The sequence below is a fragment of the Streptomyces sp. NPDC050610 genome (assembly GCF_040654875.1).
GTDB lineage: Bacteria > Actinomycetota > Actinomycetes > Streptomycetales > Streptomycetaceae > Streptomyces.
Window position 1 is genome coordinate 39,805 of the sequence record NZ_JBFAIV010000020.1, and the last position, 18,296, is coordinate 58,100.

18 protein-coding genes are annotated in these 18,296 nt (G+C 70.6%); 13 read left to right on the plus strand and 5 right to left on the minus strand.

Translation table 11 applies throughout. The features are described 5' to 3' along the window. Positions 1 to 214: 214 nt before the first annotated feature. Entirely contained in the window at positions 215 to 646 is a 432-nt protein-coding gene (locus AB0I22_RS23895) for a PLD nuclease N-terminal domain-containing protein (protein WP_363132909.1), read from the minus strand. Positions 647 to 732: 86 nt separating this feature from the next. Between AB0I22_RS23895 and AB0I22_RS23900 the strand changes: the two genes are divergently transcribed. The 3 genes from AB0I22_RS23900 to AB0I22_RS23910 all read left to right on the plus strand — a co-directional run bounded on the left by AB0I22_RS23900 (position 733) and on the right by AB0I22_RS23910 (position 3,992). Then, positions 733 to 2,190 carry a menaquinone biosynthesis decarboxylase gene (locus AB0I22_RS23900; RefSeq protein ID WP_363132910.1) on the plus strand — a complete coding sequence of 486 codons (1,458 nt, stop codon included), beginning with the start codon at positions 733 to 735 and terminating at the stop codon, positions 2,188 to 2,190. Between the two features lie 70 nt (positions 2,191 to 2,260). Then, positions 2,261 to 3,178 (plus strand): menaquinone biosynthesis prenyltransferase MqnP, encoded by a 918-nt coding sequence (gene mqnP / locus AB0I22_RS23905; RefSeq protein WP_363132911.1) that lies wholly within the window; start codon positions 2,261 to 2,263, stop codon positions 3,176 to 3,178. Positions 3,179 to 3,311: 133 nt separating this feature from the next. After that, complete coding sequence (locus tag AB0I22_RS23910) at positions 3,312 to 3,992, plus strand: UbiX family flavin prenyltransferase (protein ID WP_363132912.1); 681 nt, start codon at positions 3,312 to 3,314, stop codon at positions 3,990 to 3,992. Positions 3,993 to 3,997: 5 nt separating this feature from the next. Here the strand turns inward: AB0I22_RS23910 and AB0I22_RS23915 are convergent, their stop codons facing one another. Beyond that, complete coding sequence (locus tag AB0I22_RS23915) at positions 3,998 to 4,138, minus strand: hypothetical protein (RefSeq protein ID WP_363133020.1); 141 nt, start codon at positions 4,136 to 4,138, stop codon at positions 3,998 to 4,000. A gap of 119 nt (positions 4,139 to 4,257) precedes the next feature. Here AB0I22_RS23915 and AB0I22_RS23920 point away from each other — a divergent pair, with 119 nt between their 5' ends. From AB0I22_RS23920 to AB0I22_RS23940, 5 genes are all read left to right on the plus strand, one after another. Continuing rightward, a complete protein-coding gene (locus AB0I22_RS23920; RefSeq protein ID WP_363132913.1) occupies positions 4,258 to 4,713 on the plus strand; it encodes an Lrp/AsnC family transcriptional regulator in 456 nt (151 codons plus the stop codon). 103 nt (positions 4,714 to 4,816) lie between these two features. Beyond that, on the plus strand, positions 4,817 to 5,983 hold the full coding sequence (gene mqnE, locus AB0I22_RS23925) for an aminofutalosine synthase MqnE (protein ID WP_363133013.1): 1,167 nt from the start codon (positions 4,817 to 4,819) through the stop codon (positions 5,981 to 5,983). A 129-nt stretch (positions 5,984 to 6,112) separates the two neighbouring features. Further along, positions 6,113 to 6,634 (plus strand): GNAT family N-acetyltransferase, encoded by a 522-nt coding sequence (locus tag AB0I22_RS23930; protein ID WP_363132914.1) that lies wholly within the window; start codon positions 6,113 to 6,115, stop codon positions 6,632 to 6,634. A gap of 66 nt (positions 6,635 to 6,700) precedes the next feature. Continuing rightward, the gene (locus tag AB0I22_RS23935) at positions 6,701 to 6,991 is read left to right on the plus strand and encodes a DUF4229 domain-containing protein (protein ID WP_363132915.1); all 291 of its coding nucleotides are present in this window, start codon (positions 6,701 to 6,703) and stop codon (positions 6,989 to 6,991) included. A gap of 402 nt (positions 6,992 to 7,393) precedes the next feature. Further along, a complete protein-coding gene (locus AB0I22_RS23940) occupies positions 7,394 to 8,743 on the plus strand; it encodes a dicarboxylate/amino acid:cation symporter (RefSeq protein WP_363132916.1) in 1,350 nt (449 codons plus the stop codon). Between the two features lie 495 nt (positions 8,744 to 9,238). Here the strand turns inward: AB0I22_RS23940 and AB0I22_RS23945 are convergent, their stop codons facing one another. Beyond that, entirely contained in the window at positions 9,239 to 10,396 is a 1,158-nt protein-coding gene (locus AB0I22_RS23945; protein WP_363132917.1) for a lipase family protein, read from the minus strand. A 437-nt stretch (positions 10,397 to 10,833) separates the two neighbouring features. Then, the gene (locus AB0I22_RS23950) at positions 10,834 to 11,040 is read right to left on the minus strand and encodes a cold-shock protein (protein ID WP_363132918.1); all 207 of its coding nucleotides are present in this window, start codon (positions 11,038 to 11,040) and stop codon (positions 10,834 to 10,836) included. A 282-nt stretch (positions 11,041 to 11,322) separates the two neighbouring features. On the opposite strand from AB0I22_RS23950, the gene AB0I22_RS23955 reads away from it, so the two are divergent. Beyond that, positions 11,323 to 12,204, plus strand: coding sequence for a menaquinone biosynthesis protein (locus tag AB0I22_RS23955; RefSeq protein WP_363132919.1), 882 nt, complete (start codon positions 11,323 to 11,325; stop codon positions 12,202 to 12,204). Positions 12,205 to 12,323: 119 nt separating this feature from the next. Here AB0I22_RS23955 and AB0I22_RS23960 read toward each other — a convergent pair whose 3' ends face one another. Further along, positions 12,324 to 13,358 carry an alpha/beta hydrolase-fold protein gene (locus AB0I22_RS23960; RefSeq protein ID WP_363132920.1) on the minus strand — a complete coding sequence of 345 codons (1,035 nt, stop codon included), beginning with the start codon at positions 13,356 to 13,358 and terminating at the stop codon, positions 12,324 to 12,326. Positions 13,359 to 13,785: 427 nt separating this feature from the next. Here AB0I22_RS23960 and mqnC point away from each other — a divergent pair, with 427 nt between their 5' ends. From mqnC to AB0I22_RS23980, 4 genes are all read left to right on the plus strand, one after another. Then, positions 13,786 to 14,982, plus strand: coding sequence for a cyclic dehypoxanthinyl futalosine synthase (gene mqnC, locus AB0I22_RS23965; RefSeq protein ID WP_363132921.1), 1,197 nt, complete (start codon positions 13,786 to 13,788; stop codon positions 14,980 to 14,982). 257 nt (positions 14,983 to 15,239) lie between these two features. Continuing rightward, a complete protein-coding gene (locus AB0I22_RS23970) occupies positions 15,240 to 15,824 on the plus strand; it encodes a hypothetical protein (protein WP_363132922.1) in 585 nt (194 codons plus the stop codon). An 89-nt stretch (positions 15,825 to 15,913) separates the two neighbouring features. Then, complete coding sequence (locus AB0I22_RS23975) at positions 15,914 to 16,615, plus strand: demethylmenaquinone methyltransferase (protein WP_363132923.1); 702 nt, start codon at positions 15,914 to 15,916, stop codon at positions 16,613 to 16,615. A 285-nt stretch (positions 16,616 to 16,900) separates the two neighbouring features. Next, on the plus strand, positions 16,901 to 18,184 hold the full coding sequence (locus AB0I22_RS23980; RefSeq protein WP_363132924.1) for a geranylgeranyl reductase family protein: 1,284 nt from the start codon (positions 16,901 to 16,903) through the stop codon (positions 18,182 to 18,184). Positions 18,185 to 18,296: the final 112 nt, after the last annotated feature.

Genomic DNA, 18,296 nt, shown 5'->3' on the forward strand with positions numbered 1-18,296 from the left:
CTTGCGCCCCGCTCGGCGTCAGCCGCACGCAGGAGCGGCCCGTACGGCGTCCATAGGAGCCGAATTCGTACAGGCCGCGGCTGGAGCGGGCCGTGCGGCGCTCGTACGGGCCGCATGCGCACGGGCTGCGACCGGGGCGGCCCGTACGGCGTCCGTACGAGCCGTGTCCGTACGAGTCGCGTCAGGACGAGCCGTGTCCGTACCGGCCGGAGGGTCAGCCCTTCGGCGGGGCCGGCGGCGCGTCCTCGGGGCCGCCGTCCTTGCGGCGGATCTCCTCCTCGCGGCGGCGCAGGTCCGCCTCCCAGCTCTTGAGCAGTTCCTCGTCCGCGGAGCCGTCCCGGCCGCCTCGGCCGCCCCGCCCGCCGTCCCGCTGGATGGTGTTCAGGAAGTCGGGATTGTCGTCCGGTGCGACCCAGGTGCGGCGCGGCCCGGGGCCGCCTCCCGCGCCGGGCCCGGCGGCGGTGCGCGGGCGGCCCGCGGCGAGCCAGGCGATCGGCCCGATCAGCACCTCGCCGAAGAGCAGGATGATGAACACCCACGCGATCTTCGGCAGCCCCCTGACCTCGTTCTCCGGGGTGTTCAGGCAGTCGATGAAGGCATAGATCCACAGGGCCAGGATCAGCAGGAACGGCAGATACCTGAGCATGGTGGCGAGCCCCCAGAGATAAGGAACGGGCCGGTCGGCGGCCCCCGTGACGGGACAAGGGTAGTGCGTGCTTGATACTTGATGGCATGGCTTATGACGATCTTCGCTCATTCCTGAGAGCCCTTGAGCGCGACGGCGACCTCAAGCGCGTCAAGGCGGAAGTCGACCCCTATCTGGAGATCGGGGAGATCGTCGACCGGGTGAACAAGGCGGGCGGCCCGGCGCTGCTCTTCGAGAACGTGAAGGGCGCGGCGATGCCGCTGGCCATGAACGTCTTCGGGACCGACCGCCGGCTGCTGAAGTCGCTCGGGCTGAAGTCCTACGACGACATCAGCGACCGGATCGGCGGGCTGCTGAAGCCCGAGCTGCCGCAGGGCTTCGTCGGGGTGCGGGAGGCGTTCGGGAAGCTCGCGAACATGACGCACGTACCGCCGAAGAAGGTGAAGGGCGAGGCCGCGCCCGTACAGGAAGTGGTGCTCACGGGCGACGACGTCGACCTGGAGCGGCTGCCGGCGCTCTTCACCTGGCCCGAGGACGGCGGCTCCTTCTTCAACCTGGGGCTCACGCACACCAAGCACCCCGAGACGGGCGTGCGCAACCTGGGGCTCTACCGCCTCCAGCGCCACGACAAGCGCACCATCGGCATGCACTGGCAGATCCACAAGGACAGCCGCAACCACTACCAGGTGGCCGCGCGGCGCGGTGAGCGGCTGCCGGTCGCGATCGCCTTCGGAGCGCCGCCCGCTGTGACGTACGCCTCGACCGCGCCGCTGCCCGGCGACATCGACGAGTACCTGTTCGCGGGGTTCGTGCAGGGCAAGCGGATCGAGATGGTCGACTGCAAGACGGTGCCGCTCCAGGTGCCGGCGCAGGCCGAGGTGGTCATCGAGGGGTGGCTGGAGCCGGGCGAGATGCTGCCGGAGGGGCCGTTCGGCGACCACACCGGCTTCTACACGCCGCAGGAGCCGTTCCCCGCGCTGACCATCGACTGCGTCACGATGCGCAAGCGGCCGCTGCTCCAGTCGATCGTGGTGGGCCGGCCGCCGACGGAGGACGGCCCCCTCGGCCGGGCCACCGAGCGGTTCTTCCTCCCGCTGCTGAAGATCATCGTGCCGGACATCGTGGACTACCACCTGCCGGAGTCGGGCGGCTTCCACAACTGCGCGATCGTCGCGATCGACAAGCGGTATCCGAAGCACGCGCAGAAGGTCATGCACGCGATCTGGGGCGCGCACATGATGTCGCTCACCAAGCTGATCGTGGTGGTGGACGCCGACTGCGACGTCCACGACCTGCACGAGGTCGCCTGGCGGGCGCTGGGGAACACGGACTACGCGCGCGACCTGACCGTCGTCGAGGGGCCCGTCGACCACCTCGACCACGCCTCGTACCAGCAGTTCTGGGGCGGCAAGGCGGGTATCGACGCGACCGCGAAGTGGCCCGAGGAGGGGTACACGCGCGACGGCGGCTGGCCGCGGATGGTCGAGTCGGACCCGGAGGTCGCCGAAAAGGTGACGAAGCGTTGGAAGGAGTACGGGCTGTGAGAGCTCAGTCCATGACCGCCGAGGAGAACGCGGAGCCGGGGAATTCCGGTCCGCGCGGGTGCGGGCTGTGATGTCGGCCGCCGAAGGCGTACTGGGGTCCGGTCCCGCGCGGCCCAGCGGCAAGGTGCGGGCGTTCCTGCGGCTCGTGATGATCGAGCACTCCGTCTTCGCGCTGCCCTTCGCGTACATCGCCGCCCTCACCGCGATGCACCGGCTCGACAAGGAGATCCACTGGGGGCGGCTGCTCCTGGTGACCGTCGCCATGGTGGGGCTGCGCACCTTCGCGATGGCCTGCAACCGGATCATCGACCGCGAGATCGACGCCCGCAATCCGCGCACGGCCGGCCGCGAGCTGGTGACGGGCGCGGTGTCGGTGCGGTCCGCGTGGACCGGCGCGCTGGTCGCGGTCGTGGTCTTCCTGAGCGCGGCGGCGGCGCTGAACCCGCTGTGCCTGGCGCTCGCGCCGATCGCCGTGGTGCCGATGGTGGTCTATCCGTACGGGAAGCGGTTCACCAACTTCCCGCACGCGATCCTGGGCCTGGCGCAGGCGATGGGCCCGGTCGGCGCGTGGCTCGCGGTCACGGGGGAGTGGTCGTGGGAGGCGGTGATCCTCGGCCTCGCGGTCGGCATCTGGATCGGCGGCTTCGACCTGATCTTCGGCTCCCAGGACGTGGAGGCGGACCGGGCGCACGGGGTGAAGTCGACCCCGGCCCGGTACGGCGTCCCGGCGGCGCTGTACGGGGCGCGGGTCTGCCATGTGCTGACCACGGCGCTGCTGGTGTGGTTCGGGCTGGCCACCCACGCCGGGGTGTTCTTCTGGATCGGCCTGGTGATCGTCGCGGCGGCGTTCTGCTACGAGCACACGATCGTGAAGCCGCACGACCTGTCCCGGCTGAACCGGGCGTTCTTCCAGACCAACAGCTTCATCGGGATCTCGCTGTTCGTCTGCGTGCTGCTCGACCTGCTGGTGCGGGGGCTGACGGTCTGACCGCCGGGCCCCGCGGCGTCAGCGGCGGGGCCGGCGGGGTGACCGATTCGGGTGAGCCGGGCCCGCCCGTTCCCGTTCCCGCCGCACGCGGGCGACAGGGAACGGGCGGGCGGCGGCCGGATAGGCTCGGGTCGTGGAACCGTACGAACGCACAAGAACACGCCGTCCATGGCTGGTGGGGGTCTCCGGCGCGTCCGGGACCCCGTACGCCGCGGCGGTGCTGCGCGCGCTGCTGAGCGCGGGCGAGGACGTGGACCTGGTGGTCAGCCGCGCCTCACGGTTGACCCTGCTGGACGAGACGGGCATCAGCTTCCGCGACGCGCACTGGCGCGAGGACCTGGCGGCGTGGCTCGCCCGGGGCGCGGACGGCAAGCCGGGCGTCTTCGACGCGGATGTGTCGGGGGTGCGGTACTGGGCGGCCGGGGATCTGGCCGCGGGGCCGTCGTCGGGCTCGTACCCCGTACAGGGGATGCTGATCGTGCCCGCGTCGACGGCCTGCGTGGCCGGGGTCGCGCTGGGTCTCTCGAAGGATCTGCTGCAGCGGGCGGCGAGCGTGACGCTCAAGGAGCGGCGGCCGCTGGTGGTCGCGGTGCGCGAGACGCCGCTGAACGGCCAGACGCTGAAGCACTTGGTGGCACTGGACGAGGCGGGCGCCGTGGTGCTGCCCGCCTCTCCGGCGTTCTACGCGGGGGCGACGCACATCCAGGATCTGGTGGACTTCGTCGCGGGGCGGGTGCTGGACGCGGCAGGCGTGCCGCATCGGCTGTACCGCCGCTGGGAGGGAGAGCTGGGTGGCGGCTCTCGGGAGGGTTAGGACGCTCAGCGCTTCTTGGCGCGCGCGGTGCGGAACATCATTCCGGTGCGGCGGGCGGCGGCAGCGGTGGGCTGGTGAGCACGCGAACGCTTGGCCTCGTCCTGAAGCTCACGCATCCGGGCGTAGGCCATCTCGATCGTGTACACGGGACACACTCCTAGATCTTCTTTGATCGTGTGACGGTTTTGCAGGGCATCTGCCCTGTACGCCTTAGATTCTACATGCAAAACTGCGAGTTCGCTGATTAATGGAAGGTGTCAGGCGTATGGACGCGGTGGACAGGCAGCTCATCCAGGCTCTGCGGGAGAACGGCAGAGCCTCGTACGCGGAACTGGGCCGGCTGGTGGGGCTCTCGGGGCCGAGCGTCACCGACCGGATCAACCGCCTGGAGGCGGCCGGCGTGATCACCGGGTACCGCGCCACGGTCGACTCCGCCTCGCTCGGCCTCGGCGTGACGGCCCTGATCGGCATCTCCCTCTCCGACGCCGCCGACCACGAGGACGTGGCGCGGCGGCTGCGCGACCTGCCGGAGATCGAGGACTGCTGGTTCATCGCGGGCGACGACTCGTACATGCTCAAGGCGCGGGTCGGCGACGTGGACGGGCTGGAGCGGACCATCCGCAGGCTCTCCGGGACCCGCGGCGTCTCGCGGACCCGCACCACGATCGTGCTCTCCACGAAGTGGGAGAACCGGGTCGGGGAGCTCCCCGAAGAGCCGTAGGCGTAGGCTCGACGAGGCCCGTACGGCGATAACGGACAGAGGCCCGAAGGCGACAGCAGACACATGGATATGTAGTGGAGGCGACCGGATGACTGCATCGAAACTGGATGTGGGACTCAAGCGCGAGCTGGAGGACAAGGTCCGGTCCGGGGAGCGGCTGACCCGCGAGGACGGCATCGCGCTCTACGAGAGCGACGACCTGGCCTGGCTGGGCGGCCTCGCCCACGAGGTACGCACGCGGAAGAACGGCGACGTCGTCCACTTCAACGTCAACCGCCACCTCAACATGACCAATGTGTGCACGGCGTCGTGCGCGTACTGCTCCTTCCAGCGCAAGCCGGGGGAGAAGGACGCGTACACGATGCGCATCGAGGAAGCCGTCCGCCTGGCCAAGGCCATGGAGAACGAGAACCTCACCGAGCTGCACATCGTCAACGGCCTGCACCCGACCCTGCCGTGGCGCTACTACCCGCGCTCGCTCAGCGCCCTCAAGGAGGCGCTGCCCGACACCGTCTCCCTCAAGGCGTTCACCGCCACCGAGATCCACCACTTCGAGAAGATCTCCGGGCTGCCCGCCTCCGAGATCCTCGACGAGCTGATCGAGGCCGGTCTGGAGTCGCTGACCGGCGGCGGCGCGGAGATCTTCGACTGGGAGGTCCGGCAGCACATCGTCGACCACGACACCCACTGGGAGGACTGGTCGCGCATCCACCGCCTGGCGCACGAGAAGGGGCTCAAGACCCCGGCGACGATGCTGTACGGGCACATCGAGGAGCCCCGGCACCGCGTCGACCACGTGCTGCGGCTGCGCGAGCTCCAGGACGAGACGAACGGCTTCCAGGTCTTCATCCCGCTGCGCTACCAGCACGACTTCGTGGACATGAAGGACGGCAAGGTCCGCAACAGGCTCCAGGCGCGCACCACGATGGCGACCGGCGCCGAGGCCCTGAAGACCTTCGCGGTCTCCCGGCTGCTGTTCGACAACGTCCCGCACGTCAAGGTCTTCTGGGTCATGCACGGTGTGCAGACCGCGCAGCTCGCGCTCCAGCACGGCGCGGACGACATGGACGGCTCGGTCGTCGAGTACAAGATCACGCACGACGCGGACAACTACGGGACGCCGAACAAGCTGACCCGTGACGATCTGCTGGACCTGATCCGGGACGCGGGCTTCCGCCCGATCGAGCGCAACACGCGCTACGAGACCATCCGCGAGTACGACGGCCCGGACCCGGCGCGGCGCGAGTCGCCGCAGCCGATGCGCGTCTGAGCCCGTCGCGCACCGCACGCACCTGTCGAGACCCCGGCCGCCGGCCGGGGTCTTCGCGGTTTCCGGCGGGGTTCGCGGCGCCGGGAAACGGCATTGCACCGCGCGGTCGGTAATGGTTGCATAGCGGTCATGGCACTTACGTACGTCCGTGATCCCCAGCTCACCCCCGCACTCCGCGACAGCCTCGCTCAGCTCTGGACGGAGGTGACCAACGCCGGCGGAGCCGTCGGCTTCGTCGCCCCGGTCACCGTCGAGGACATCCGGCCCGCCGCCGAGAGCCAGGCCGACGACGTCGCCGCCGGGCGCGCGCGGATGCTGGCGGCGTACGGCCCCGACGGGCGGCTGGCCGGCACGGTCTTCCTCAAGTTCAACCGGCACCGCCTGATGAAGCACTGGTGCACCGTGGCCACGGTCATGATCCACCCGGCGCTCCAGGGCGGCGGCCACGGACGGCAGATGCTGCTCGAAGCCATAGAGATGGCCCGCGACCTGGGCTTCGACGCGCTGCGCCTCGGCGTGCGAGGCGGCACGGGGGTGGACCACTTCTACGCGCGCTGCGGCTTCAAGGAGGTCGGCCGGGTGCCCGACGCGATCAAGGTCGCGGACGGCGACCACCGCGACGACATCACGATGTGGCTCCCCCTTCTCTGAACGAATCGGGGGCGTGCTTGACTGGAGGGTGCCCCTTTCGGATGTCGTTGAGAAGAAGGTCTCTCCGTGAGTAGCCAGAAGTTCGCCTCGCTCCGCTACACCGGTATGCGAATCGGCCTCCTCATCGCCTGCTTCGCGGTGGTCTGGGTGCTCTGCTCCGTGCACGTCATTCCGCTCGCGGTGCGCGGCTCCAACCTGATCTGGATGGTGCTGGTCGCGCTCGTCATCTCCGCGCCGCTGAGCTATGTGCTGCTGCGCAAGCAGCGTGACGCCATGTCCGAGCAGATCGTCGGCCGCGTGGACCGCGCCAAGGAGGCCCTGGCGGCCAACGCCGCCCAGGAGGATCACGTCGTGTAGCCGCCGCACGCACGCCACGCACGCCCCGCGGGGGAGCAGCCGCTCCCCTGCGGGGCGCTGTCGTTTTTGCCCCCTGGCGCCCACCTGGCGCCCCCTGGAGCCCCTTTGTCCCTGCCTGGGGCTGTCCGTAACGCGAGATACCAAAGATATTCTTTGGGAACCTCAAAGTTCGAGTGTTAACGTACTTGTCATGAAGACAGCAGCTGCGCACCGATCCCCCATGAGCCTCGTGCTCGTGGCGCGCCTGCACATCGATCTTTGCCGCCGCATGTCCGCGGCCTGTCGCCGCCGCTGACCGGGCCCCGCCCGACGATCCGCCGCAGCGGCCGGAGATCCCGTACGGACCTCCTGGCGCATTCACGCCCTCACCTCTCTGACACCCGTCTGTCCCCGGAGATTCCGTTGTCATCGTCAACGAACACGTCATCGTCGAGCCGGCGCATACCCAAGGTGCCGTTCTGGGCCCAGATCCTGCTGGGCCTGGTCCTCGGCGCCCTCCTCGGCTGGGCCGCGAAGAGCGGCGACATCGCCTGGCTCCAGACGACCCTGGACAAGATCGGCGGCATCTTCATCCAGCTGCTGAAGCTGGCCGTCGCCCCGCTCGTCTTCTTCGCCATCCTGGTGTCCATCACCAACCTGCGGAACGTGAACAACGCCGCCCGCCTCGCCACCCGGACCCTGATCTGGTTCATGGTGACCTCGCTGATCGCGGTCGTCATCGGCCTCGCCATCGGCCTGCTCACCAACCCCGGCTCCGGCACCGGCCTGACCGCCGCCGACGGCGCCAAGCCCCAGCACTCGGGCTCCTGGCTGGACTTCCTCACCGGGATCATCCCGACCGACGTCGTCACGCCGTTCACCGAACTCCAGGTCATGCAGATCGTCTTCATGGCCGCCGTCGCGGGCATCGCCGCCCTCAAGCTCGGCGAGAAGGCCGAGCCGATCCTCACCCTCAGCCGCTCGGTCCTGGAGCTCCTCCAGAAGGCCCTGTGGTGGGTCATCCGGCTCGCCCCGCTCGGCACCGTCGGCCTCATCGGCAAGGCCATCTACCAGTACGGCTGGGACCTGCTCGGCCAGTACGCGACGTTCACCGTCGACATCTACGTCGGCTGCGCCCTCGTCCTCTTCGGCGTCTACCCGCTGCTGCTCGGCCTGGTCGCCAAGGCCAACCCGATCCAGTTCTTCAAGGGCGCCTGGCCCGCCATCCAGCTGGCCTTCGTCTCCCGCTCCTCGGTCGGCACCATGCCGCTGACCCAGAAGGTCACCGAGCGGCTCGGCGTGCCGAAGGAGTACGCGTCCTTCGCGGTGCCCTTCGGCTCCACGACCAAGATGGACGGCTGCGCCTCGATCTACCCGGCCATCGCCGCGATCTTCGTCGCCGAGATCTTCCACATGCACCTCGGCATCGGCGACTACCTGCTGATCGCCTTCGTCTCGGTCATCGGCTCGGCCGCCACGGCCGGTCTGACCGGCGCGACCGTGATGCTGACGCTGACCCTCTCGACCCTGGGCCTGCCGCTGGCAGGCGTCGGCCTGCTGCTGGCGATCGACCCGATCCTCGACATGATGCGCACCGCGACCAACGTCGCCGGGCAGGTCGTCGTCCCGATCGTCGTCTCGGCACGGGAGAAGGTCCTGGACCGCGCCATGTACGACGCCGCCGGCTCCTCCCCGCTGGACGACGAGGTCCCGGCCTCGTCCCCGGCCCCGGCGCAGCCGCAGCCGAAGAAGCCGGAGCCCGCGACCGTCTGACCGCGTTTCCGTTCCGCTCCGTTCCGCTCCGCTCCACCCGCGTACGGCCCTCCGCGCCCCTGGCGCTCGGGGGGCCGTACGCGCGTACGGGCTGGTACGTACGTACAGACTGGTACGCGCGTACCGGCTGGTACGTGCGTAAGAGCTGGTTACGCGCGTGACGGCCGGGGCCCGAACTGCCCGCGGTGGTCCGGGAAACGGGAGGTGCCGCACCGGCTTCGGGCGCGGGATGAGAAGCTGCTCACAGCGATCCGGCGGGCGGCCGACGACGCGCACCCGCTCGTGCCCGTACCGCGCCGGTCCGCCGCTTCACCACGCCGCCGACGGGACCCGCCGGGGCGTGCGGGTCTCTTCGGCGCCGCCGCTCGCGCGGGACTTCCGCGATCCGGGCCGGGCCGCCGTCGGCGCCGCCATGAACGGCCCCGTGCCGCCTTCTGTGGGGGAAGGTGGCACGGGGCTCTCTTCCATCCAGCCTTCCGCAGGTCTTTCGGACAGTCAGCAGTCGCTGTGGGGCGGCCTGTCGGCGAAGCGGTCGGCGAGCCAGTTCGCGGCCGGGACCGAGCCCGAGATGGCGCCGGCGACGTGTTCGCCGAGCGGGATCGGCCGCCACGCGACCGCGGCCCGCCGCGCGCACCAGTCGGCGCGCAGCCGGTCGCCGACCGCGTACGGAATCAGCTGGTCGGCCGTCCCGTGGTAGAGGTACACGGGCCGGTCGGGGGCGCGGGCGCCCAGGTCGGAGGCGTGCAGGGCGCGTTGCCAGGCCGGCCGGCGCAGCGGGTCGCGGACCGTCACGTCGGACATCTCCCGGAAGAGGCCCGCGACGGTGTCGATCGCCACGCAGCTCCGCTTCATCAAGTCCACGTAGCGGCGGCCGCGTTCGTTGAGGTAGGCGTCGAGCCGCAGCTCCGGGAAGGCCGCGTTCTGGCCGATCGCGGACATCAGGACGAGGCCCGCTCCTGTGCTGCCGTGGTTGTGGGCGGCGACCTTGAGGAGATCGGCGGGTACGCCGCCGGCGGCGGTGCCCTTGACGTTCAGTTCGGGCGCGTAGCTCGCGTGCAACTCGGCTGCCCAGCCCGACGCCTGGCCGCCCTGCGAGTAGCCCATGATGCCGACGGGCGTGTCCTTGGAGAGCCCCGTGCCGGGCAGGCGTTCGGCGGCCCGCGCCGCGTCGAGCACGGCGCGGCCCTCGGCGGGGCCGACCGTATAGGTGTGGACGCCGGGCGTGCCGAGGCCCTCGTAGTCGGTGACGGCCACGGCCCAGCCGCGCAGCGTGAGCAGTTGGATGAGGTCGGCCTCGGCGGTCGTGCCGCGCGGGAACCCGGCCGAGGGCGCGCAGCTGTCGGCGAGGCCGACCGTGCCGACGGCGTAGGTGATCAGCGGGCGCGGGCCCGGGCTGCCGTCGGTGGGGACGAGCACGGTTCCGGAGACCGTGTTGGGGGCGCCCTTGGCCGTGGTGGAGCGGTACTTGATGTGCCAGGCCCGGGTCGGGGTGGGCTGGCCGGGCAGCCGGCGGAACGCGGTCGGCGCCGAGCTGACGAGGTCGCCGGGCCGGTCCGCCGTACGGGCGGCGGCGCCGCTGTGGCCGGTGCCGCCCGGCCCGAGCGACAGGGTGAGTGCGGCGACGGCGGTGAGGGCTGTGGTGCGCGCGTGCATGCGGCTCTCCCATCTCCCGACGGTCCGGTGGCGCTGGGCCGACCGATGGGGCCGCCGCGGGCGGCGGTGCGCCGGGAGCGGACCGGGAAGATCAACTCTGCCGACGCCGGGGGCGGATGCGGCTCGCGGCGCGCCGGGCGGCGGGCAACCGGACCGGTGCGCGGGGGAGCCCTCGGGGGGCTCACACGCTCGTACGGGCGCGGGGGAGGGAGCGGGGTCCGTATGAGGGCTCGGTACGCGGGCTCCGTGCACGAGTTCCGTACGCGGGTCCGTACAAGGGTCCCGTGTGGGAGTCCCGTACAGGGGCCCCGTACAGGAGTCCCGTACGAGGGCCCTGTGCCAAAGGCAGGAGCCCCGCTCCCCGCCGAAGCGGAGGAGCGGGGCTCCTTGGGTGTTGCACGTCGACCGCGATCGGCCGACCAGCTGGTCCCGAGGGATCAGCCGGCGGGGGTGACGTTCTCCGCCTGCGGGCCCTTCGGACCCTGCGTGACGTCGAAGTTCACCTGCTGGTTCTCTTCCAGGGAACGGAAGCCAGAGGCGTTGATCGCGGAGTAGTGAACGAAGACATCCGGGCCGCCGCCGTCCTGGGCGATGAAGCCGAAGCCCTTTTCAGCGTTGAACCACTTCACGGTTCCGGTAGCCATAAGCCCTCCTTGGGCCAAAGGGTTGCCCTGCTCCAGAACCTGCGAGAAGTCTGAAAACTACAAAAGCCTGCGGGGTCACATGCTCCGCAGGCTCTGTACTGCAAGGGAAACCAAACTGCAACTTGCGGTGAGCCTAGCACGCTCCGTGGGGGCTGGGAAAGAGTCGAAGATCACCTGTTGGCGGGGTTTTCAGCCGCTGTTGGACGGAAAAGATCGCAGGTCGAGCGCGGATCGCCGGACCCCGCTCCGTTCGCGTGTGCGACGCGGGTCTAGCCTCCGGATGTGGACAATTCAGCCTCTGCCGCCGCCGCCCTCCCCGACCACCGTCGGAGCCGGCCGCGGGTCGGCCACATTCAGTTCCTCAACTGCCTGCCCCTGTACTGGGGCCTCGCCCGCACGGGCACGCTGCTCGATCTGGAGCTCACCAAGGACACCCCGGAGAAGCTCAGCGAACAGCTGGTCAGCGGCGAACTCGACATCGGCCCCATCACGCTCGTCGAGTTCCTGAAGAACGCCGACGACCTGGTCGCGCTGCCCGACATCGCCGTCGGCTGCGACGGTCCGGTGATGTCCTGCGTGATCGCCTCGCAGGTGCCGCTGGAGCAGCTGGACCGCGGCCGGGTCGCGCTCGGCTCGACCTCGCGGACCTCCGTGCGCCTGGCCCAGCTGCTGCTCGCGGAGCAGTACAAGGTCGAGCCCGACTACTACACCTGCCCGCCGGACCTCGGGCAGATGATGCAGGAGGCGGACGCCGCCGTACTGATCGGGGACGCGGCGCTGCGGGCCAAAATGCATTACGGGCCCCAGCTCGGCCTCGACGTCCACGACCTCGGGCAGATGTGGAAGGACTGGACGGGGCTGCCGTTCGTCTTCGCCGTGTGGGCCGTGCGCCGCGACTACCTGGAGCGCGAGCCCCGGATCGTACGGAAGGTGCACGAGGCGTTCCTCGCCTCCCGCGACGTGTCCCTGGCGGAGGTCGGGAAGGTCGCCGAGCAGGCGGCGCGCTGGGAGCAGTTCGACGCGCCGCTGCTGGAGCGCTACTTCACGACCCTGGACTTCCGCTTCGGGGCGGAGCAGCTGGCGGGCGTCACCGAGTTCGCGCGGCGTACGGGCCCGACGACCGGGTTCCCGGCCGACGTGAAGGTGAACCTGCTGGAGGGCTGACCTGGGGGTGACGGCGCCGGCCCCCCGAACTCCGTGGGGGCGGAGTTCACGGGGGCCGGCGCCGGGCTTTTCGGCGAGACCTCTCAGGAGGCCGGCGTTGGTCAGGAGGCCGGTGCCGGTCAAGAGGCCGGTGTCGGGCCCTCCATGTGTTCGCTGATCCACTGGAGGCTTCCGTTGGCCATGCCCTGCACATAGGTCTTGCCGTTGTGCTCGCCGCCCTGGATCACCTGAAGGTTCGTCTTGACCGGGCCTCTATTGCCGTACTGGGTGATGAACTTCTTCACCTTCGGCATCACGGTGTGTTCCTTGGTGCCGACCTGGAAGGCCAGATAGACGTCCGGGTGCTTGGCTGCGATCAGCTTCTCGGCCAGTTTCTCCGGGTTGTTGGCCGCTTTTTCGGCCGGGTGCCCCGCCCACAGCGGGGAGTCCGGCACGATGTCCGGGCCGGAGGCGATGACGGCCTTGAACTTGTCCGGGTCCTTCAGCACGGCCTTCAGCCCGGAGAATCCGCCCGAGGACGAGCCCATGAAGGCCCAGCCGTCGCGCGATTTCAGCGTGCGGAAGTTCGCCTTCATCAGGTCGGGGACGTCCTCGCTCAGCCAGGTGCCCATTTTGGGCTGGCCGGGTATGTCGCTGCCGTCGTAGTAGTTCTTCGCGTCCGGGTTCAGCACCGGCATGGCGAGCACGAAGGGCAGGCTCTTGCCCTCCAGCGACTCCTTCGCGATGGTCGCCTGGAGCTTGAGGTCGGTGCCCATCCAGTAGTTGTTCGGGTACCCGTTGCCGCCCGGCAGCGCGATCATCACGGGGAAGCCGCTCTTCGCGTACTTCGCCTCCCCGTACTGCTTCGGCGCCCAGACCCACACCTTGCCGGTGAAGCCCGACTTCTTGCCGTGCAGCTTCACGACGCCGATGGTGGTGCCGTCGCTCAGATGGCTCTGCACCCGGAAGTCCGCCTTCGGCCCGGTCGGGAACGAGACCTTGGAGTCCTTTTTCTGCTTGCCGCTGTCGCCGCCCGCCTGACCGCCGCCCTCACCCGGCTCCGGCTGTCCGAAGCTGACCGGATCGCCCTGGTCCGAGAAGACCCCGAGGTAGTCCATGACCGGATACGCGATCCCGCCGAGCACCAGCACGGCCACGACCCCCAGGAACCACACCTTTGCCTTGGAGGCCCGGCGATGACCCTGGGAACGGTAGGTCCCCCTGGAAGAATGACTCATTCGTGGCGCTCCGGATGATCCTGCTGCCCCGAAGGACATGACGGGTTGTTCCGGCCTGTTTGATGGGGAAATCAGGGCGGCGGGTTCCGCCTCACCCGGTGAATTGAGTCATAAGCCGATCAGCTGATTCTCACGAGAAGGCAATGTGGGCGCGGGGGCAGCCGAGCGGGGCCCGCCGGCCCCGCCGACGAGGCCCGCCGGCCCCGCCGACGGGGTTCACGGGCCGTGCCGGCGGGGTTCGCGGGCCGTGCCCGTGAGGCCGCCCGGCCCGCCGCTCGGCCCGCCGCCCGGCCCCCACCGGTTCTGTCGGAGCGCTGGCGTAGGCTGGATCAGTCTTGTCAGCACCCTCCGAAGGGACGTCCCGGTGACCGAGAACGCCGACCTCTCGTCCGTCCTCGACCGCGCCGCGACCGGCGGCCGGATCACCCCGGAGGAGGCGCTCGACCTGTACCGGTCGGCGCCGCTGCACGCACTCGGCGCGGCGGCCGACGCCGCGCGCCGCAAGCGGTACGCGGGCACCGAGCACATCGCCACGTACATCATCGAGCGCAACATCAACTACACGAACTCGTGCGTCACCGCGTGCAAGTTCTGCGCCTTCTACGCCGCGCCGAAGAGCGACAAGGTCTGGACCCGCGACCTCGACGACATCCTGCGCCGCTGCGAGGAGACCGTCCAGCTCGGCGGCACGCAGATCATGTTCCAGGGCGGCCACCACCCGGACTACGGCGTCGAGTACTACGAAGAGCACTTCGCCGCGATCAAGAAGGCCTACCCCGAGCTCGTCATCCACTCCCTCGGCGCCTCCGAGATCGAGCACATGGCCCGTATCTCCGGCGTCACCGCCGAGGAGGCCATCAGCCGCATCCACACCGCCGGCCTCGACTCCTTCGCGGGCGCGGGCGCGGAGCTGCTCCCGGCCCGGCCGCGCACCGCCATCGCGCCGCTCAAGGAGTCCGGCGAGCGCTGGCTGGAGATCATGGAGATCGCGCACGGGCTGGGCGTCGAGTCGACGTCCACGATGCTGATGGGCACCGGCGAGACCAACGCCGAGCGTATCGAGCACCTGCGGATGATCCGCGACGTCCAGGACCGTACGGGCGGCTTCCGCGCCTTCATCCCGTACACCTACCAGCCCGAGAACAACCACCTGAAGGGCCAGACGCAGGCCACTCTCTTCGAGTACCTGCGCATGATCGCCATCGCGCGGCTCTTCCTCGACAACGTCGCCCACATCCAGGGCTCCTGGCTGACCACGGGCAAGGAGGTCGGCCAGCTCTCCCTGCACTACGGCGCGGACGACCTCGGCTCCATCATGCTGGAGGAGAACGTGGTCTCCTCCGCCGGCGCGAAGCACCGCTCGAACCGGATGGAGATCATCGACCTCATCCGCAAGGCGGGCCGCGTACCGGCGCAGCGCGCCACCACGTACGAGCACCTGGTCGTGCACGACGACCCGGCGAACGACCCGGTCGACGACAAGGTCGTCTCGCACCTGTCGTCGACGGCTATTGAGGGCGGCACGGCGCACCCCGAGCTGAAACTCGTCGAGACCAGCTGACCGGCTGACCTGCGGTCGGCTGGGGGCCGGGCGCGGGTGTTCCGCGCCGATCGGGCGCGGGCGCGTGGGCCTCTGCGCGTCGGCGCGGGGGTACGGGTGCGAGGAGCGTGGCGGGCGGTCCGTGGGCGACCGCAGGCCGCCGGGCGGGCGGGCGGCCTGCGCGTGCGCGCGGACACGCGCTGGAGGCGGCTCGTACGCGGGCGGCCGACAGGTAATGGGTGGTGCGGGGCCGGAGCGTAGAGGCGGCGGTGGTCCGGGTGTTGACGATTCATCGGGTGCGCGAGGTGCGGCTCGGCGGGAGCGACGCGCCGGTCGCCGCGCCGGTCACCGAGGCGGACGCCGTCCTGGTGTCCGGGGACCGCATCGAGGACATCGGCCCGTACGAGCGGCTGCGCGCCGAGCACGGTGAGCGCGCCCGGGTGCGGGAGTGGGACGGCGTGCTGGCCCCCGGCCGGTACGAACCGGACGCGGCGGCCCTCCTGGAGGCCGCCTACCACCCCGATCCGCGCGAGGCCGACGAGCTGGGGACGGAGCCGGTCACCGGCGCGGCCCTCGTGGCGCTCGCCATGACCGACGTCCGCTGGGGCGGCAGCGCCCGGCGCGGGCTCCAGCGGCTGCTGGCGGCGGGCACGACCGCGCTGACCGGCCCGTTCGAGCGGCCCCCGGTCCGTAAGGCCGTCGAACGCTCCGGTCTCCGGGTGCTGCCCGCGTCGCCCGAGTCGCCCGCGCTGCGGCCCGGAACGCTGACGGTGGGCGGGCCCGCCGACTTCGCGGTCTTCGCGGCGGACGGGAGCGCGCTGGCCACTGTCCTCGGCGGGCGGCTGGTCCACCGCCGCCGCTGATCTCCGGTCTTCGCCACGGCTCCCGCTGCGCGGCCCGAAACGCCCCCCCCGTGCGCGCCGCGAGGGCGCGGGCGGGGAAGAATGGGCGCGTGACCCGAGCATCCCTGGAGAAGCAGCCGCACGAAGTCGCCGCGATGTTCGACGACGTGGCGGCCAAGTACGACCTGACCAACGACGTGCTGTCGCTGGGCCAGGCCCGGCTCTGGCGCAAGGCGGTGGCGCAGGCGGTGGCCGCGCGGCCGGGGGAGAGGGTCCTGGACCTGGCGGCGGGCACGGGCACGTCGTCGCTGCCGTTCGCGGCCACCGGCGCGTACGTCGTTCCGTGCGACTTCTCGATCGGCATGCTGCGGGAGGGCAAGAAGCGCCACCCGCACCTGCCGCTCACGGCCGGCGACGCGACCCGGCTGCCGTTCGCGGACGGGGTGTTCGACGCCGTCACGATCTCCTTCGGGCTGCGCAACGTACAGGAGACCGATGCCGCGCTGCGCGAGCTGCTGCGGGTGACGAAGCCCGGCGGCCGGGTCGTCATCTGCGAGTTCAGCCACCCCACGTGGGCGCCGTTCCGCACGGTGTACAGCGAGTACCTGATGCGCGCCCTGCCGCCGGTCGCGACGGCGGTCAGCAGCAACCCGGACGCGTACGTCTACCTCGCCGAGTCGATCCGCGACTGGCCCGACCAGCCGGCGCTGGCGGCCCGGATGCAGGGGGCGGGCTGGTCGAAGGTGGCGTGGCGGAACCTGACGGGCGGCATCGTGGCGCTGCACCGGGGCAGGAAGCCGAGCGAGGGCTGAAGCCCGGCGCTGGTCCGTTCCGGCGTTGGTCCGTTCCGGCGTGGGTCCGCTCTGGCGTTGGTCCGTTCCGGCGGTGGTCCGCCTTGGTCCGTACCCGCTCCTCCTTCGGCCCGCCCCGGCCCGTACCCGCTCCGCCTTCGGCCCGTACCCGCTCCGACCGGGGATGTCGCGCGCGACGGCGACCCTTCTCGTGCGCCGGATTGCGCCCCCATAGACTGCTCTTGTCCAGTGCGTGACCCGTCCGTCGTCCGGCACGCATGTTCCGATCCTTGGGGAGACCCCGCCGTGACCGAGTCCCCTGCCGAGCACAGCGCAGACGTGATCGTCGTCGGGGCCGGCCCGGCCGGTTCCGCCACCGCCTACCACCTGGCCAGGTCGGGCCTGGACGTGCTCCTGCTGGAGAAGACGGCGTTCCCGCGCGAGAAGGTCTGCGGCGACGGGCTGACCCCGCGCGCCACCAAGCAGCTCGTGGCCATGGGGATCGACATCTCCGAGGAGGCGGGCTGGCTGCGCAACAAGGGCCTGCGCATCATCGGCGGCGGCGTCCGCCTCCAGCTCGACTGGCCGGACCTCGCCTCGTACCCGGACTACGGGCTGGTCCGCAAGCGCGACGACTTCGACGAGCAGCTGGCGCGCCAGGCCGAGAAGGCGGGGGCGCGGCTGTACGAGCGGTGCAACGTGGGCGCTCCGGTCATCGACGACCGCACGGGCCGGATCACCGGCGTGCACGCCAAGCTCGGCGAGGAGAAGACCCCGGCCACCTTCCACGCGCCGCTCGTGGTCGCCGCGGACGGCAACTCGACGCGGCTGTCCCTGGCGATGGGCCTGCACCGGCGCGAGGACCGCCCGATGGGCGTGGCCGTCCGCACGTACTTCACCTCGCCCCGCCACGACGACGACTACCTGGAGTCCTGGCTGGAGCTGTGGGACCGGCGCGGCCCGCAGGACCGGCTGCTGCCCGGCTACGGCTGGATCTTCGGCATGGGCGACGGCACCAGCAACGTCGGCCTCGGCATCCTCAACAGCAGCTCCGCGTTCAAGGAGCTGGACTGGCGCGAGATCCTCAAGGCGTGGTGCGCCTCGATGCCGGCGGACTGGGGCTACACCCCCGAGAACATGACCGGCCCGATCCGCGGCGCCGCCCTCCCGATGGCTTTCAACCGCCAGCCGCACTACACGCGCGGCCTGCTGCTCGTCGGCGACGCGGGCGGCCTGGTGAACCCCTTCAACGGCGAGGGCATCGCCTACGCCATGGAGTCCGGCCAGATCGCCGCCGACGTCATCGTCCAGGCCCACGCCCGCGCCACGTACGCCCAGCGCGAGCTGGCCCTGCAGAACTACCCGAAGGTCCTCAAGGAGACCTACGGCGGTTACTACACGCTCGGCCGCGCCTTCGTGAAGCTCATCGGCAACCCGAAGGTCATGAAGATGGCCACCCAGCGCGGCCTCACCCACCCGCTGCTGATGCGGTTCACCCTCAAGATGCTCGCGAACCTGACGGACCCGACGGGCGGCGACGCCATGGACCGGATCATCAACGGGTTGTCGAAGGTCGCGCCGAGGTCGTAGCGTACTTACGGACGGACGTACGTACGTACGGACGTACGCTGCACGGACCGCCGGCCCCGCGATGGGGGCCGGCGGTTTTTCTGTGTCCTGGATCGGCCGCGGGGATCGGTCG